Here is a 16,007-nt window from a genome sequence, read left to right as displayed (position 1 = left end):
GCAAACGGCGCCATTATCCGCGATCCGGCATTTTTTGGGTTGCTCCACGCAGCAGACTTAGGGACCCCAGGCGGTTTACAAGGAAAAGTCGTAATCGATCGTGAGCGGCGCGTGATCGCTAAAGCGCACGTCTTTGTAGATGGCGGCCTGCTGGGCCGTGGCCGCCAAGGCGCCGCTGGCGATGTGGTAATCGATGCGCCAGCCTACGTTTTTGGCCCAGGCCTGCCCTCGATTACTCCACCAGGTATAGCCCTCGCCCGTGGCATCCGGCGCGAGACGGCGGTAGACATCCACCCATTTCAGTTCGTCGAACACCTGGGTCAGCCAGGCACGCTCTTCGGGCAGAAAACCGCTGTTCTTGAGATTGCCCTTCCAGTTTTTGAGGTCAGCCTCTTTGTGAGCGATATTCCAGTCGCCGCAGATGACCACTTCCCGGCCACGGCCGATAAGGTCGGCCAGATGACGATAAAAATGTTCCATGAAGCGATACTTGGCCGTCTGACGGTGATCGCCGCTGGAGCCGGACGGCAGATAGACCGACACCACCGACAGCTTGGGGTAGACCAGCTCGATATAGCGGCCTTCGGCGTCGATATCGGGCACCCCCAGACCGATCACGACCGATTCGGGTTCATGAGGGGTGTAGATACCCACACCGCTATAGCCCTTTTTTTCGGCGTAATGGAAATACCCCTGCAAGGGCGCCGGCGCCTTCATGGCGGGACTGAGGTCCGCTTCCTGAGCCTTGAGTTCCTGAACGCAGACAAAATCGGCGTTTTGCTGATGCAACCAATCGAAAAAGCCTTTGGTGTTGGCGGACCGGATGCCATTCAGATTGGCGGAAATAACACGCAGCATAAAAATCCCAGGCGCTCGGAGCGCGAAAGTGGCCAGGGTCTCAACTATAACGAGATCCCCTGCGCCCATAATGCGACAAAATAATTAGGGACATATCAATGGGTCAAATTTTTTTGCCCTGCCTCCTGTTACCGAAAAAAAGAGTGGCGTTTCTTTGGTCATCCCGCCGCCGGCACGATGCACAACGACAAGAATATAGGGGACATATAATTAAAGTCATTGATTTATAAAAGAACAAGACCTTGTTTCAGCAAATTCTTCGAAGCTGAAACGCCACATTTCCACTCTCCCATCAAATTATGCGTCCCCATTAAATTCGGGAAATGACCGACTTTACGGCCCGCCTCACACCCCCTGCCGGAGCCCGGAAATCCTCCCTACAATCGCGCACCAAACCAGTGCTTTTCCACGGCATCGCACCATTGCAGATCATTTTTTGCACCGATCTGATCCCGCAGGCACTGCTGTGTCGCATTACCGGAGACCATCCATGCAGTCATTGAACGATTTCCTGGGCCGCGTTGCCAGCCGCGATCCGCACCAACCCGAATTCATGCAAGCCGTCCAGGAAGTCATGGGCAGCCTCTGGCCGTTTATCGAAAAAAACCCGAGCTACGGCCAGCAAGCCCTGCTCGAGCGTCTAGTCGAACCCGAGCGTGTCATTCAGTTCCGTGTCTGCTGGACCGATGACCAGGGCCGTGCCCAGGTCAACCGCGCTTTCCGTATTCAGCACAACTCCGCCATTGGTCCTTTCAAGGGCGGCATGCGCTTTCACCCCAGCGTGAACCTGTCGGTGCTGAAGTTCCTGGCCTTCGAACAAACCCTCAAGAATGCGTTGACCACGCTGCCCATGGGCGGCGGCAAGGGCGGTTCGGATTTCGACCCCAAGGGCAAGTCCGATGGCGAAGTGATGCGCTTTTGCCAGGCCCTGATGGTCGAACTCTACCGCCACCTCGGCCCTGACACCGACGTGCCGGCTGGCGACATCGGCGTGGGCGCCCGCGAAGTCGGCTATATGGCCGGCATGATGAAGAAACTGTCGAATTCGGCCGCCAGTGTGTTTACGGGCAAGGGCCTGAGCTTCGGCGGCAGCCTGATCCGCCCCGAAGCCACCGGCTTTGGCACCGTCTATTTTGCCGAGCAGATGCTGCGCCGCGTGAGCATGTCCTTCGAGGGCCTGCGGGTTTCCGTCTCGGGCTCCGGCAATGTCGCCCAATACGCTATCGAGAAGGCTATGGCGCTGGGCGCTCGCGTGCTCACCGCCTCCGATTCGGGCGGCACGGTAGTCGATGAAGCCGGTTTCACCCCCGAAAAGCTGCAAGCCCTGATGCACATCAAGAACGTGCAGCGCGGCCGTGTCGAAGACTATGCCAAGCAATTCGGCCTGCGCTTTTTGCCCGGCGCCCGGCCGTGGCAGATCCCGGTGGATGTGGCGCTGCCCTGCGCCACGCAGAACGAACTGGATGAAGCGGATGCCCGCATCCTGATCGCCAACGGCGTGAAATGCGTGGCCGAAGGCGCCAACATGCCCGCCACGCTGGCGGCCGCCCAGGCCTTTATCGATGCGCATGTGCTGTACGCGCCCGGCAAGGCCAGCAACGCCGGCGGCGTGGCCGTCTCCGGCCTGGAAATGAGCCAGAACGCTGCCCGCCTGTCGTGGACCCGCGAAGAAGTGGATCAGCGCCTGTTTGCCATCATGTGCGACATTCACGAAAACTGCGTGCGCCATGGCCACGCCGAGTCAGGCTACGTCAACTACCTCGACGGCGCCAACATCGCCGGCTTCGTCAAGGTTGCCGACGCCATGCTCCAGCAAGGTCTGTACTAAAAGTCTGCCTGAGCCCAGATCGCGGTCTGGGCTCGCAGACGGCCTGCCGGCTCAGTGCCAGTCGCCCCGGTAGACGAATTTCGGCATCTGCCAATTAAAGCGCAGCGCGAGCAGCCGAAAAGCCAGGCCCACCGCCAGGGCGATGGGCACCGCTACGTTGACCGTACCTGTGTAGTGGTCCAGGGCGAGATACAGCCCGCCGGTGACCAAAGAAACGCTGGCATAGAGTTCGCTGCGAAACAGCAGCGGAATATCGTTACACAGCACGTCACGCAAAACGCCGCCCGCACAGCCCGTAATGACGCCGCTGATGATCACGATGGAAAGCGGCAGATCCATCTGCTGGGCGACTTTGCAGCCGATGATGGAAAACGCCACAAGGCCCAATGCGTCCAGCAGCAGAAAGACTTTGCGTAAATGACGCAGCATGGGCGCGCACAACGCCGTCAACAGGGCAGCGCCGGCCGTCATGGCCAGATACTCGGGATGGCTCACCCAGGTCAGGGGATAGTGCCCGAGCAGTACATCACGCAGCGAACCGCCGCCCAGCGCGGTAACGCAGGCGATGACGCAAACCCCCACCCAGTCCATTTCACGCCGCCCGGCAGCAAGCGCCGCCGTCATGGCTTCGGCTACGATGGCAATCAGATACAAGGTGTGAAGCAGCAAGGTGGACGTTTCGCTGGGCATGACAATTCAGGATAAAAGGCGATTGTAGGTCGGCAGCCGCGGCCTTGATGCCTGTCAAGGCCGGCGGGCGCCGCAAGACGGCACAATAGTATGAGCGCATACGCGCTTCACCTAGAGGAGAAGACAGATGACAGAGACCATCTTGCTCGCAACGGACTTGAGCGCCCGCAGCGACCGCGCCCTGGACCGCGCCCTGATGCTGGCACGCCAACACCATGACCGGCTGCTGGCTCTGCATGTCATGGAGCCGCCGAGCGCTTCCACCCTGGCCACACCGGCATGGCGGCGGCTGACGCCCGACCACAAGGCACTGGCTGAACAGCGTCTGGCCGAGGACCTGGCCGAGGCCGGGGTGCCAACTGAAGCGGTGGTGGTGAGCGGCCATCCGCTAGACGTCATTCTGGATACGGTGCAGCACTTTAATTGTTCGCTCATCGTGACCGGCGTGGCGCGCGAAACGACGGTAGGCCGATTGCTGCTGGGCACGACAGTCGAACGGCTGGCCCGCCACGCCAGCACGCCCGTGCTGGTCGTCAAGGCGCGGCCGCGCAAACCCTATCAAGACGTGGTGATTGCCACCGACTTTTCCGAAGGCTCACGTCAGGCCCTGACCGCAGCGCTGAAACTGGCCGCAGACGCCCGCATCACGCTATTCCATGCCTATTCCACACCGGCTGGGCAAGACGATCTGCCGCAAGACGCCGAGGTACGCAGCTTTTATAACGATGCGCTGCAAAAAGCGCAGGCCTTTTTGGCCGCCACGCCAGAGCTGGCGGGCCGAGCCATGCCAGAGATCGTGCTGGAGGCCGGTCTGCCGGAACATATGCTGTCGGAGTTCGTGTTCAAGCGCCGCTGCGATCTCGTGGTGACCGGCACGCACGGCCTGACCGGCATTCTGCGCACAGCGATCGGCAGTGTGGCGGAAAAACTGCTGGAGGCGCTTCCCTGCGACGTGCTGATCGTGCGCCAGGCTGCGGCCTGAATCAGAGGCGCAAGCCTTCACGCTCGAGCGACTCGATATCGCTCTTGCGCAGCCACAGCAAAACCAGGCCGGGCAGGGCGATGAACACCGTCGCCATGAAAAAGCCCGGCCATCCCATATAGCCGACCAGCACAGGCGTGAGCGGGCCCGCTAGATAGGTGCGCCCGACCGCCGAGAGCGCCGACAACAGTGCAAACTGCGTGGCGGAAAACGCCCGGTTGCACATGGACATCAGCAGTGCGACGAAGGCGGCCGTGCCCAGCCCGCCGCACAAATTCTCGATACCGACGGCAAGCGCCATCAGCCCGATGCTTTTGGGCGCGACCGAGATGAGCCAATAGCCTAGATTGGAGACGGCCTGCAAGGCGCCAAAAGCCATGAGAGAACGGTACAGGCCCCAACGACTCATGATGGCGCCTCCGGCCAGCGCACCAACGATGGTGGCGGCCAGACCGAGAATCTTGTTGACCGTGCCCACCTCAGTGGGCGTAAAGCCGGCACCCCGGATCAGAAAGGTGGTGGACAGGGCGCCCGCGAAGGCATCGCCCAGTTTGTAGAGCACGATGAGCGCCAGGAAGATGATCGCGCCCCGGCGGCTGAAAAACTCCCGAAACGGCTCCACCACGGCACGGCCCAGACTGCGCGGCGCAGCGCTGGGCTGCTCGGGTTCGGGCGCCCAGAAGGTGCCCGCCACGCCGGCCAGCATCAAAAAACCCATCAACACATAGGTCGTGCCCCAGCCCAGCCAATGATCGGCCAGCACCAGCGCCAGCCCCCCCGACACCAGCATGGCCAGGCGGTAGCCCAGCACTTTGACGGCAGCCCCCGCGCCACGCTCGTTTTTGTGCAAAACGTCCGTGGAATAGGCATCGAAAGCAATGTCTTGCGACGCGGACAGAAAAGCCACTAGCACGGCCAGCATCGCCAAAGGCAGCAGGGACTGCTCGGGAGAAAGCAGGCCCATCAGCATAATGGTGACCGCGAGCAGCAACTGAGTCAGCAGCATCCAGCCGCGGCGGCGGCCCAGAAAGGGCGGCGCGTAGCGGTCGATCAGGGGCGCCCAGAGAAACTTGAGTGTGTAGGCGCTACCGACCAGCGTCAGGAAACCGATATCCTGGAGAGACGCGCCCTCGACCGTGGCCCAGGCCTGCAAGGTGCCGCTGGTCAGGGCCAGCGGCAAGCCGCTGGCGAAACCCAGAGCCAACAGGGGCGCCACGCGACGGCTGAAATAAATCCGGTAGCTATCGGAGGCGATGATGAGTCTCCTGGGCGGCGGTCCGTGCAGAACCTGTTTAGAGGCGAGCTGGCATGGTCAACAAGCCTGGCTCGTTACGCCTCGAAGCGATAGACGGCCAGGGTGCTGCGCCAGCCTGGCAATACCTTGACCTCGCGACGGTCGTTGAACGTGGCACGCTCCAGGATGCGCACCCCGACGTCACGTGCGAGGTCTTCGAAGTCTCGCAGGGTGCACAAATGGATATTGGGCGTGTTGTACCACTGGTAAGGCATTTGCCCGGTCACCGGCATCCTGCCGCGCAAAATAGACCAGCCATGCGGCCAATAGCCAAAATTCGGAAAAGAGACAATACCAAAACGCGATACCCGCGCCATTTCGCGCAGGATGTGCTCGGTACGGTGCATGGACTGGAGGGTTTGCGACAGCACGACCGTGTCGAACTGTTTATCGTCAAACAGCGCCAGACCATCTTCCAGGTTTTGCTGGATAACCTCGACACCCCGGCCGACGCAGGCAATGACGCTGGCGTCATCGATCTCGACGCCCGCGCCGCGCACCTGGCGATAGTCGCGCAGATAAGCCAGCAGCGCGCCGTCGGCGCAACCGAGGTCAAGTACGCGTGAGGCGGGCGCGATCCAGTTGGCGATGCGTTCCAGGTCCGGACGCAGGACGACCGGCGCAAGCGCGTTGATGGCGGGACTCATGCCGCAGACTCCTCGGCTTGGCGCGTCAACCCCAGGTTGCGCGCAATGCGTTCGTAATAAGCGCTCACCATCGCATGGTAACGGGCGTCTTCGAGCAGGAAGGCATCGTGCCCGTGGGGTGCATCGATCTCGGCATAGGTGACCGGGCTGCCGTTCTTGAGCAGCGCGCGCACGATGTCTCGCGAACGCTCGGGCGGAAAGCGCCAATCGGTCGTGAACGACACCAGCAGGAAGTCTGCCTGAGCCGATGACAGGGCGCGGGCGAGATCGCCGCCGGTAGCTCGCGCGGGATCGAAATAATCGAGCGCGCGGGTGATGAGCAGATAGGTGTTCGCGTCAAAGTAACGCGAGAATTTCTCGCCTTGATAACGCAGATATGACTCGACCTCGAATTCGACATCATAGCCATAACGATAGGCGCCGTTTTCGGCGGGCTCACGTTGGGTACGGCCGAATTTCTCGGCCATATCATCATCGGATAGATAGGTGATATGCCCGATCATGCGGGCCACTGCCAGACCCCGGTGCGGCACCGTATCGTGCGCGTAGTAGTTGCCGCCGTGGAAGCCCGGATCGGTAATGATGGCGCGGCGCGCCACTTCGTTAAAGCCGATATTCTGGGCCGACAGGCGAGGGGTGCTGGCGATCACCACGCAATGGGCGACCCGCTCGGGCAAGGTAATGGCCCAGCTCAGGGCCTGCATGCCACCGAGCGACCCCCCCATGACGGCCGCAAAACGCTGGATGCCGAAATGATCGGCCACACGCGCCTGAGCACGCACCCAGTCCTCAACCGTCAGAACGGGAAAGGCAGCCCCCCAGGGCAGCCCGGTTTCCGGGTTGGTACTGGCCGGTCCGGTCGAACCGAAGCAGGAGCCCAGGTTGTTGATGCCGATCACGAAAAACACATCGGTGTCCACGGGCTTGCCCGGGCCCACCATGTTGTCCCACCAACCGACATCCTTGGGGTTGCCGGCGGCCACGCCCGCCACATGATGCGAGGCGTTCAAGGCATGACAGATGAGCACGGCATTGCTGCGCTCGGCGTTCAGGGTGCCGTAGGTTTCCACCGCCAGTTCATAGGCGTTCAGGGACTGACCGCTCGCCAATGGCAGCGGCTCGTCGAACCGGAGGAAGACGGGAGAAACGACCCCGACGGAGGCCGGGCGATGGGACGTCGTATCGGGAGACGTCGTATTGCGGGACGGTGTAACACTCGCCGCGGTCAAAGCAGGACTGGTCATTGCAGACCTCTTTAGCTGGATTTATAAGAGGCGCCCGCAAGCGGATCAGGCAAATCGGCGCCGACAATGTGATGCTTATTCTAGCACCGGCGGCGCCGAGCCGCCGCTGCCAGCCGCTCAATGGCTAGGAAACCAGAACAGCGCAGACGCGATCAGCAACACGGTAGACACCCGCACGGCAGCGGCAAACCGCTTAATTTGGGCCTGGCCGCGCAAACCAGTCCGCACGGCGCAGAATTGTCGCCTCTTTTCCTCTTACCGTCTGAAAAACGTGCCCGCTCGAGCGATCCGATCTATGCTGAACTCAGCCCTGTCCGGACGGTCGATTTCCCTAGAGACCTCGGGGCCAATCCGCCACCCGGGCCCGCTGAACGTAAAATCTCGACTCGACAACCCCAAGAACTCATTGCCGTGACCGCTCATTCCAACTCCCGCCTTGCCCTGGTTCAGGCCCATCCCGATCTGCTGGCGCAGACTCTGCGCGGGGTCGAAAAAGAAGGCCTGCGTGTGGATGCCCAAGGTATGCTGGCGCGCACCCCCCATCCCGCCGGATTGGGCTCGGCATTGACCAACGAACAGGTCACTACGGACTACTCCGAAGCCCTGCTCGAACTGATCACCGGCACCCACTCCCGTGTTGAGTCGCTGCTGCAAGAACTGCGCGACACACACCGCTTCGTCTATGGCGTACTGGACGGCGAACTCATCTGGAACCAGTCCATGCCGGCCTATCTGCCGGCCGAGGCCGATATCCCGATCGCCTGGTATGGCCACTCCAATACAGGCATGCTCAAGCATGTGTACCGCCGTGGTCTGGCCGAGCGCTACGGCAAAACCATGCAGTGCATCGCCGGGGTGCATTACAACTTCTCGCTGCCGGATGCCTTGTGGCCCTTGCTCGAGCCAGACGCCGCCTCCCTGCAAGAAAGCCGCTCGCGCGGTTATATCGCCCTGATCCGCAATTTCACGCGCTACTCCTGGCTGCTGATGTATTTGTTCGGCGCTGCGCCCGCCTTATCGCGCGAGTTCATGCGCGGCCGCGAACATCCGCTGCAATCGCTGGGCGCCGATACGCTTTATCTGCCCTACGCCACCAGCCTGCGCATGAGCGATCTGGGTTACCAGAACAAAGCCCAATCGCAGCTCAAGCTCTGTTACAACGATCTGAGCACCTTTCTGGGTCGTTTGTACGAGGCAGTCACGCAGCCATGGCCCGCCTATCAGGCCATAGGCACGCAACGCGATGGCGCGTGGATCCAGCTCAACACCAACGTGCTCCAGATCGAAAACGAGTACTACTCGAGCATTCGGCCCAAACGCACGACTGGGCGTTGCGAGCGCCCGATCACGGCGCTGGCCGAGCGCGGCGTGCAATACGTCGAAGTGCGCTGCCTGGACATTGATCCGCAGGAACCCACTGGCCTGGCCCCCGACACGGCGCGCTTCGTCGATGCTTTCCTGCTGTTCTGCGCCGTCAGTGAAAGCCGCTTTTTCGATCAAAACGGCTATTGCCAGCGCAGCGCCGACAATTTCTCGACCGTCGTCAAGGAGGGCCGCAAACCCGGCCTGATGCTAGACCGCGACGGTCAGCCGGTCAGCCTGGCGCAATGGGGCGAAGCATTGCTCGATCAGGTCACGCAATACGCCGCCCTGTACGATGCGGCGCTGGGCGGCACTGCCTACGTGGCAGCAGTAGAACAGCAACGCGCCAAGCTGCTTGACCCGGACCTCACGCCGTCGGCGCGCTTGCTGGCGGACCTGCGCGCAAGCGGACAATCGTTTCATGACTACACCCTGGCCCAAAGCCAGCGCCATGCCGACACCCTGCGCGCCGAGGCGCTGCCTGCAGCGACCGCCCAGGCTTATGCCGATGCCGTGCAGGATTCGCTGGCACAGCAGCAACAAATCGAACAGTCCGATACTGTAGACTTTGATACTTATGTGGCGCGCTATCACGCCGCTCTCAAAAACCCGCTGCCTGCCCGCGACGCCAGTTAAGCCGCCGGTGGCCGCTATCGCAGGAACCCTCGTATGCGCCGCCTGATTCTAAGCCTAGTTCTGCTGGCCAGCGGCCTGGGCCTCGCCCAGGCCCAGCCTGCCGCTGTGCGCACGGTTGACCATGTCGATCTTGATCGCTATATGGGCCGCTGGTACGAAATCGCACATTTGCCGATGTTTTTCCAACGCAACTGCGTGGGCGACACCACCGCTGAATATAGCCAGAATACCGATGGCACGGTGAGCGTCACCAATCGCTGCCGCACCAAAAACGGCAGCATCGATGCCGCCACCGGCACCGCTACTGTCGTCGCTGACAGCGGCAACGCCAAACTCGAGGTCTCTTTCTTTCGCCCCTTCAAGGGCGATTACTGGATTATCGGCCTTGACCCGGAATATCGCTGGGCCGTGGTCGGATCGCCCAACCGAAAAACACTGTGGGTTCTCGCGCGCACACCGGAATTGGCGCCCGCAGACCTGCAACAGGCATTAAATATTGCCAAATCTCAGGGTTACGATCTCAGCGAGTTGAAATACACTGAACAACGTTGAATAAACGAATCAACAGGCAATAAAACACCGGTGTGACATGCAATTGCCATAATTAGAATGGCCCGTGCATAAATAGGTAATTGTAATAAAAAGGGACACTGGACTAGACTTGCCGCATCGACGCCCCGCGTCTGTTGCGGCCTGCGTGCTCTCGACACGCCCGATGGCCGTCCGCCTTCTAGCGGCCGCCTTCCCCTTTTAGTTTGGGGGCACTGACCGAGACATAGCACGCCATGAAGCGATTTCATTTTGACAGCACGGCGCTGCGGTATTTTTTGACTGTTGTCGAAACGGGTTCCGTAAACGGCGCAGCATTGCAGCTAAATGTAGTCAGTTCGGCCATAAGCCGGCAAATCACCGGTTTGGAATTGCGCCTTCAAACCAAGTTGTTTGAACGCCATGCCAAGGGCATGCGCGTAACCGAAGCAGGTCGTTTACTGGCGGAGCATGCCCGCCGAGTCGAGTCGGATGCCACGCGCACCATTGCCGAGATTGACCAGCAGCACCGGCACCAGGTGCAAACCGTGAAAATATCCAGCGTACACGGTTTCGCCAGCATTGGATTGCCACGCCTGTTCGCCGCCTTCCAGAACGAACATCCCCATGTTCGCTTCAGCCTCATGGTGCAGGATGCGCGCCAGATTCCCGAGCAACTGCGCGCCGCGCAAGCAGAAATCGGTATCACCTACAGCTTCGGCGTGGAAAAGGATATTGCGGTGGTGCATGCCCAGCCCACCGAAATCGTGGCGGTCATGCGCAACGACCATCCTTTGTCCCTGCATGAGCGGTTGGTGCTATCCCAATTGCCGGCCTACCCCTTGGCCCTGCCCGAAGGCGGCAATGCGCTGAGGCAGGTGCTGGACCATGCCGCACGCGAACGCCAGCTATCGCTGTCACCCGTGCTGACGTCCAATCAAACGGCTGTGCTGCTGCATTATGTGCAGGCCGGACAGGCCATCACCCTATGCACGCGCTCTAGTCTGGACGATGACCTGAGCTGGCAGCAGTTGGCGGTGCGACCGCTGCAAGACAGCCTGCTCGGGCCTGGCGAAATTCAACTCCAGACCCATGCTTCGCGGCCGCTTTCCCATGCGGCAGAACGTTTTCTGCTGTATCTGCGCGATGCCTATACGGCGGTTGCTGGCATTCGAACGCAGGATTGAATTATGGTCAATTGTAATTTTTAATACTAATTAATACTATTTCAAGGGTTTTCCCTTGGGCTCGCGCTGTCCGCGCCGGCCGCTTTGATTGATGCCCTTTCCAGAAAACGGAAAGGTGAAGGAGCCTAAGCTTGTTGTCCCGCCTGAAAATCCGCACTGGACTGCTGATTGTTCTGATCGCGTTTTCCCTCGTCTTTGCCCTCTCGGCCATTCTGAGCCAGTTGCTCTTCCGCGCTGCGGATGAAGCGGTTGACAACCTGCATGGGGTCGCCACGGAGCATACGCGCCCCCTGTACGAAACCCAGGCACTGCTGCTGCGTACCCGGATCACGCTGGTGGCGGCCTATTTAGACGTGTTGGACGGCCGCGATCGCCAAGCGCAGGAGTTTGCGCAGCAGGCCAGCGGTTATCTGGACCAAGCCCGCCGGCGCCACGCGATTTTCCAGAATATGCCCAAGCTGAACGAAGCCAGCCAGCAACTGGGCCGCGACATCGCGACGGCCTACAACAATTACGAACGCGGTATCGCGGGCTTGCGTCAGGCCATACAACAGAGGTCGGCCCGTTTGTATGAGGAATCCACGACTCAAACCAGTTTAGCCGATGCGCAGTTCGAACAATTGACCCGCGCTTTTTTGAGCCAGCCCCCAAAACGGGGGGAACTCATCCATAAAGCATCCGATGAGCGCTATGACCGTTCGGTTCTGCTTGCCATCGTCATGCTAAGCCTAGGTGTGCTGCTGGCCTTCGCCTGCTGGGTTTTCATCAACCGTCAGTTAGGGCATCCGCTTAGCGACGCAACCGGGCAGGGGAATCGCAGCGCTGCGGACCTCAGGCAAAGGATAGAGGCTCGCCCTGGTCATGAAATCTGCACCTTCTTCAGCGCGCTAAGGCGTATGTAGGAAAACCGGGACGCCTCTGCCCCAGGTCCGACAAAGCGCTGACGGGATGCCTGAAGACCAGGCAGCGCTACTGGGCGATAACGCCCGTCTTCCCGCCGCAGCGACGAAGCGGCACGCCATCTCGGCGACACAAGCCTTCAAACTGCCACGGAAAACAAGAGGGGGGATTCGGCAAGTCTGCCTGAGATGAGCCAGTGGAATACTGGCCGGCTTACCGGGGATAGGCTTAGATAGGCTTAGACTTAGCTGAGGCTTAGACTAGGTGGATGGCGCGCCCGACAGGAATCGAACCTGTATCAAGAGCTTCGGAAACTCTCATTCTATCCATTGAACTACGGGCACAGCGCGCCACTATTGTACCTATTTTTATGCCGCCCGTTGGCGGCCCAGCCTAATTCGGATTTCGATGCAGACCGGGCGATATAATCCGGCATCCTTAAAGGGCCCGACGCCTAGCCGCCGGCCTTGTTCACAGCAGGACCCGACCATGAGCCAGACGCAGGGTCACAGCACCACACCGCCCGCCTCCTCCCGGCACAGCCGCCCGCTGATCATCACGATCGCGCTGTCCTCATTGACCTGTGTCGCCCTCATTCTTGCGCTCATCGCCCTGCTCAGCCCCCAGGCGGACCCGGGCCCGCCGTCGGCCATCGAAGAACGCATCAAACCGGTCGCCGGCTGGCACCTGGCTGGCACGCCAATAGCCGGCAATCTTGCGAGCGCGCCCACCTTATCTGCCACAACCGTCCCGCCCGCTGCGGCGATCGATCCCGCCGTGGGCGAAAAGCTCTATAAGCACACCTGTTTCACCTGTCATGGGACTGGCGTGGCCGACGCGCCCAGACCCGGCGACAAGGCCGCATGGGCACCCTATATTGCGACCGGCATGGACGCCATGCTGCAAGCGGCCCTGCACGGCAAAGGCATCATGCCGCCAAAAGGCGGCGCGGACGATGCGTCAGAAGACGATATCCGGGCCGCGATCGAATACATGATCACCCGCTGACTTGGCTCCATGAATAATCCCGGCCGTCGGCCGGGATTATTCATATCGGAAAACTCGGCTCAGGCATGGAGCAAAGACAGCCCAAGCTGCACCCGGCGCTGCAACCAAAGGCTGGGGCGGTAGCGCGGATCGCCGGTCACACGCTGCATATTGCGCAGGACTTCCAAAATGCGGGCCGCCCCCAACGCATCGCCCAGCGCCAGCGGGCCTTTGGGATAACCCAAGCCCAGGGTGACAGCACGGTCGATATCTTCGGGCGTGGCGATTTGCTGCTGCGCGATATCGCTGGCGATGTTGACGATGGTCGCGACGATACGCTGCGCGACGAAGCCGGGCGAATCGTCGATCACGCTGACCGCCACGCCATCTTGTGCGAACACCGCATGCGCGGCGTCGCGCCAGCGCGGCGCAGTGGCAGGCGACACCATCAGCGTGCGACGGCGGCTGGCGGCGAAATCATGCAATACATCCAGGCCCACGACACGCGCACCGTCCAGCCCCTGTTCGGCCACGCAGGTAGACAGGTCTTCGCCCATCGGCGTGACGATCAGCAGCGTATCGGCATCGGCCGTGTCGGTGAGTTCCGCGCCCAGTTGGCCCAGCAGCGCGCGCGCACGCGCCTGTCCCTCGGGATGCGCCGGGCTGACCCAGACACGCAGACCGGACGGCAGCGCGGGCACGGCAGGTTCGGGCGGCACCTGCTTCTGACCATCCTGGTACAGGTAGAAGCCCTCGCCGACCTTGCGGCCCAGCAGGCCACCGGCCAGGCGCACGGTGGTAATGGGAGAGGGACGAAAACGCGGTTCGTCAAAGAACTGGCGGTAGATGGATTCCATCACCGGGTGCGAAACATCCAGCGCCGTCAGATCCAGCAGTTCGAAGGGACCCATGCGAAAGCCCGCCTGCTCGCGCATGATGGCATCGACCTGAGCAAAAGAAGCAACCGCCTCCTGCGCCACACGCAGGCCCTCTGTGTTCATGCCGCGCCCGGCATGGTTGACGATGAAGCCCGGCATGTCTTTCGCGCGCACGGGGGTATGCCCCATGCGGCGCGCCAGCTCGGCCAGGGCGTCGCCCACTGCGGGGTCCGTGCGCAGGCCGTCGATTACCTCGACCACCTTCATGAGCGGCACGGGATTGAAAAAGTGATAGCCCGCCAGGCGCTGCGGACGCTGGCAGGCGGCTGCGATCGCGGTAATAGACAGCGACGAGGTGTTGGAAGCCAGAATGCAATCCGGGCCGACAATACCTTCGAGTTGGGCGAACAGGTCACGCTTGACGTCCAGCCGCTCGACGATGGCTTCAACGACCAGTTGGCAATCGGCCAGTTCGCTCAAGGCCGAAGCGGGACGCAGATGGCCCAAGGCCGTCTGCACGGACTCGGCGCTCATCTTGCCTTTCTGAGCCAGCCTGTCCCAGGTTTGCGCCAGCGCCTCGCGCGCCGCGGCGACCGCCTCGGCGTTGTTATCGTAGAGGCGCACCGTGACGCCCGCCTGCGCGGCGATCTGCGCGATGCCGCGCCCCATGGCGCCCGCGCCGACCACACCCAGGATTTGAATCTCTGCCATCTGTCTCTCCTCTCTTTCTTTGAGATCGTTACCGCTCAGGCGGGCTGCGCCAGCGCCTCGATTTCCGTATCAGACAAGCCCAGCCGCTCGCTCAAAATCTGATGGGTGTGCTCGCCCAGCATCGGCGCCGGGCGCAGATACGCTACCGGCGTTTCCGATAGCTTGAGCGGGCTGGCCGCGATGGGCGCCACGCCGGCCACCGGATGCGGCAATTCTCGCTTCATGCCGCGCGCCAGCACCTGCGGGTCCTGGTAAACCTGATCCAAGGTATTGATCGGACCGGCCGGCACACCGGCGGCTTCCAGCTCGGTGAGCCAGGTGTCGCGAGCCCCGGTCAGCATGCGCTCGGCCAGCATCGGCACCAGCGCGTCGCGGTTGCGCACACGCTGCGGATTGGTGGCAAAGCGCGCGTCGTCAGCCAGCTCGGGCATGCCGATGACACGGCAGTAATTGCGAAACTGGCTGTCATTACCCACGGCCACGATAAGGTGCCCATCGGCCGCCGCGAATACCTGGTAGGGCACCAGATTCTGGTGTGCATTGCCGGCGCGGCGCGGCGCGACGCCCGATGTCATGAAATTGAGATTCTGGTTAGCCAGCATGGCCACCTGGCAATCCAGCAGCGCCATGTCGATATGCTGGCCCAGACCGCTGCGCTCGCGCTCAATGATGGCGGCAAGAATACCGACGGTGGAATACATGCCGGTCATTAGATCGGTCACGGCCACGCCTGCCTTCTGAGGGCCGCCGCCGGGCAGGTCGTCGCGTTCCCCGGTAATGCTCATCAGGCCACCCATGCCCTGAATCATGAAGTCATAGCCAGGACGGCTGGCATAGGGCCCCGTCTGGCCGAAGCCCGTTATCGAGCAATAAATCAGGCGGGGATTGATCGCCTTGAGGCTTTCATAGTCCAGCCCGTATTTGCGCAGGCCGCCAACCTTGAAATTCTCGACCACGATGTCGGATTGCATGGCCAGTTCGCGCACCAGCTCCGCGCCCCTCGGCGTGGCGATGTCCAGCGTCACGGAGAATTTATTGCGATTGGCCGACAGATAGTAGGCGGCTTCGCTGGTGTTTTCTCCGGCGGCGTTTTTCAAATAGGGGGGACCCCAGGCGCGCGTATCGTCGCCTGAGCCGGGGCGTTCGATCTTGATGACTTCAGCGCCAAGATCCGCGAGGTTCTGGGTGCACCAGGGACCGGCAAGCACGCGGGTAAGATCCAGCACGCGGATGCCAGTCAGGGGAGCAGTACGTTGCGACATGGTTTTCTTGAAT

At 61.4% G+C, this 16,007-nt stretch carries 14 protein-coding genes, 1 tRNA gene and 1 riboswitch; of the genes, 7 read left to right on the top strand and 8 right to left on the bottom strand.

The features are described from left to right. Positions 1-75: 75 nt before the first annotated feature. Positions 76-858: an exodeoxyribonuclease III gene (locus U0029_RS01180; protein WP_012418819.1), complete on the bottom strand. Its 783-nt coding sequence runs from the start codon at positions 856-858 to the stop codon at positions 76-78. Between the two features lie 490 nt (positions 859-1,348). Here U0029_RS01180 and gdhA point away from each other — a divergent pair, with 490 nt between their 5' ends. Beyond that, positions 1,349-2,686, top strand: a complete 1,338-nt coding sequence (gene gdhA / locus U0029_RS01175; protein WP_012418820.1) for an NADP-specific glutamate dehydrogenase — start codon at positions 1,349-1,351, stop codon at positions 2,684-2,686. A gap of 51 nt (positions 2,687-2,737) precedes the next feature. Here gdhA and U0029_RS01170 read toward each other — a convergent pair whose 3' ends face one another. Continuing rightward, the gene (locus U0029_RS01170) at positions 2,738-3,376 is read right to left on the bottom strand and encodes a trimeric intracellular cation channel family protein (RefSeq protein ID WP_039051317.1); all 639 of its coding nucleotides are present in this window, start codon (positions 3,374-3,376) and stop codon (positions 2,738-2,740) included. Between the two features lie 127 nt (positions 3,377-3,503). On the opposite strand from U0029_RS01170, the gene U0029_RS01165 reads away from it, so the two are divergent. After that, positions 3,504-4,358 (top strand): universal stress protein, encoded by an 855-nt coding sequence (locus U0029_RS01165; RefSeq protein ID WP_114852049.1) that lies wholly within the window; start codon positions 3,504-3,506, stop codon positions 4,356-4,358. Between the two features lies 1 nt (position 4,359). Here U0029_RS01165 and U0029_RS01160 read toward each other — a convergent pair whose 3' ends face one another. From U0029_RS01160 to metX, 3 genes are all read right to left on the bottom strand, one after another. Continuing rightward, positions 4,360-5,616 carry a muropeptide transporter gene (locus tag U0029_RS01160; protein ID WP_082011631.1) on the bottom strand — a complete coding sequence of 419 codons (1,257 nt, stop codon included), beginning with the start codon at positions 5,614-5,616 and terminating at the stop codon, positions 4,360-4,362. A gap of 71 nt (positions 5,617-5,687) precedes the next feature. Then, positions 5,688-6,299 (bottom strand): methionine biosynthesis protein MetW, encoded by a 612-nt coding sequence (gene metW, locus U0029_RS01155; RefSeq protein WP_012418824.1) that lies wholly within the window; start codon positions 6,297-6,299, stop codon positions 5,688-5,690. After that, positions 6,296-7,543: a homoserine O-succinyltransferase MetX gene (metX, locus tag U0029_RS01150; RefSeq protein ID WP_114852051.1), complete on the bottom strand. Its 1,248-nt coding sequence runs from the start codon at positions 7,541-7,543 to the stop codon at positions 6,296-6,298. Before metX ends, metW begins: the two co-directional genes overlap by 4 nt. Then, positions 7,534-7,614: riboswitch (SAM riboswitch) on the bottom strand. (Overlaps the previous gene by 10 nt.) A gap of 340 nt (positions 7,615-7,954) precedes the next feature. Here metX and gshA point away from each other — a divergent pair. The 4 genes from gshA (at position 7,955) to U0029_RS01130 (ending at position 12,158) form a co-directional block, all read left to right on the top strand. Beyond that, positions 7,955-9,541, top strand: coding sequence for a glutamate--cysteine ligase (gene gshA / locus U0029_RS01145; RefSeq protein WP_114852052.1), 1,587 nt, complete (start codon positions 7,955-7,957; stop codon positions 9,539-9,541). Between the two features lie 33 nt (positions 9,542-9,574). Next, positions 9,575-10,093 carry a lipocalin family protein gene (locus tag U0029_RS01140; RefSeq protein WP_012418827.1) on the top strand — a complete coding sequence of 173 codons (519 nt, stop codon included), beginning with the start codon at positions 9,575-9,577 and terminating at the stop codon, positions 10,091-10,093. Positions 10,094-10,326: 233 nt separating this feature from the next. Beyond that, positions 10,327-11,256 carry a LysR family transcriptional regulator gene (locus U0029_RS01135; RefSeq protein WP_012418828.1) on the top strand — a complete coding sequence of 310 codons (930 nt, stop codon included), beginning with the start codon at positions 10,327-10,329 and terminating at the stop codon, positions 11,254-11,256. 131 nt (positions 11,257-11,387) lie between these two features. Continuing rightward, positions 11,388-12,158, top strand: coding sequence for a Tar ligand binding domain-containing protein (locus U0029_RS01130; protein WP_039051351.1), 771 nt, complete (start codon positions 11,388-11,390; stop codon positions 12,156-12,158). A gap of 267 nt (positions 12,159-12,425) precedes the next feature. On the opposite strand, the gene U0029_RS01125 is transcribed toward U0029_RS01130, so the two are convergent. Further along, a tRNA-Arg gene (locus U0029_RS01125) sits at positions 12,426-12,500 on the bottom strand. Positions 12,501-12,645: 145 nt separating this feature from the next. Between U0029_RS01125 and U0029_RS01120 the strand changes: the two genes are divergently transcribed. Further along, a complete protein-coding gene (locus U0029_RS01120; protein ID WP_305954660.1) occupies positions 12,646-13,164 on the top strand; it encodes a c-type cytochrome in 519 nt (172 codons plus the stop codon). A 59-nt stretch (positions 13,165-13,223) separates the two neighbouring features. On the opposite strand, the gene U0029_RS01115 is transcribed toward U0029_RS01120, so the two are convergent. Both U0029_RS01115 and U0029_RS01110 read right to left on the bottom strand, forming a co-directional pair. Beyond that, positions 13,224-14,732, bottom strand: coding sequence for a 3-hydroxyacyl-CoA dehydrogenase (locus U0029_RS01115; RefSeq protein WP_012418831.1), 1,509 nt, complete (start codon positions 14,730-14,732; stop codon positions 13,224-13,226). Between the two features lie 35 nt (positions 14,733-14,767). Beyond that, entirely contained in the window at positions 14,768-15,994 is a 1,227-nt protein-coding gene (locus U0029_RS01110) for a CaiB/BaiF CoA transferase family protein (RefSeq protein ID WP_012418832.1), read from the bottom strand. Positions 15,995-16,007 lie beyond the last annotated feature (13 nt).

It is taken from the genome of Bordetella avium, from assembly GCF_034424645.1.
GTDB lineage: Bacteria > Pseudomonadota > Gammaproteobacteria > Burkholderiales > Burkholderiaceae_B > Bordetella > Bordetella avium.
This window is presented reverse-complemented; position numbering and strand designations above follow the sequence as displayed.

Bases quoted from the DNA above. Each gene is read 5' to 3' on its own strand.
- U0029_RS01180 (WP_012418819.1), bottom strand. From the start codon at position 858: ATGCTGCGTGTTATTTCCGCCAATCTGAATGGCATCCGGTCCGCCAAC.
- gdhA (WP_012418820.1), top strand. From the start codon at position 1,349: ATGCAGTCATTGAACGATTTCCTGGGCCGCGTTGCCAGCCGCGATCCG.
- U0029_RS01170 (WP_039051317.1), bottom strand. From the start codon at position 3,376: ATGCCCAGCGAAACGTCCACCTTGCTGCTTCACACCTTGTATCTGATT.
- U0029_RS01165 (WP_114852049.1), top strand. From the start codon at position 3,504: ATGACAGAGACCATCTTGCTCGCAACGGACTTGAGCGCCCGCAGCGAC.
- metW (WP_012418824.1), bottom strand. From the start codon at position 6,299: ATGAGTCCCGCCATCAACGCGCTTGCGCCGGTCGTCCTGCGTCCGGAC.
- metX (WP_114852051.1), bottom strand. From the start codon at position 7,543: ATGACCAGTCCTGCTTTGACCGCGGCGAGTGTTACACCGTCCCGCAAT.
- U0029_RS01140 (WP_012418827.1), top strand. From the start codon at position 9,575: ATGCGCCGCCTGATTCTAAGCCTAGTTCTGCTGGCCAGCGGCCTGGGC.
- U0029_RS01135 (WP_012418828.1), top strand. From the start codon at position 10,327: ATGAAGCGATTTCATTTTGACAGCACGGCGCTGCGGTATTTTTTGACT.
- U0029_RS01120 (WP_305954660.1), top strand. From the start codon at position 12,646: ATGAGCCAGACGCAGGGTCACAGCACCACACCGCCCGCCTCCTCCCGG.
- U0029_RS01115 (WP_012418831.1), bottom strand. From the start codon at position 14,732: ATGGCAGAGATTCAAATCCTGGGTGTGGTCGGCGCGGGCGCCATGGGG.
- U0029_RS01110 (WP_012418832.1), bottom strand. From the start codon at position 15,994: ATGTCGCAACGTACTGCTCCCCTGACTGGCATCCGCGTGCTGGATCTT.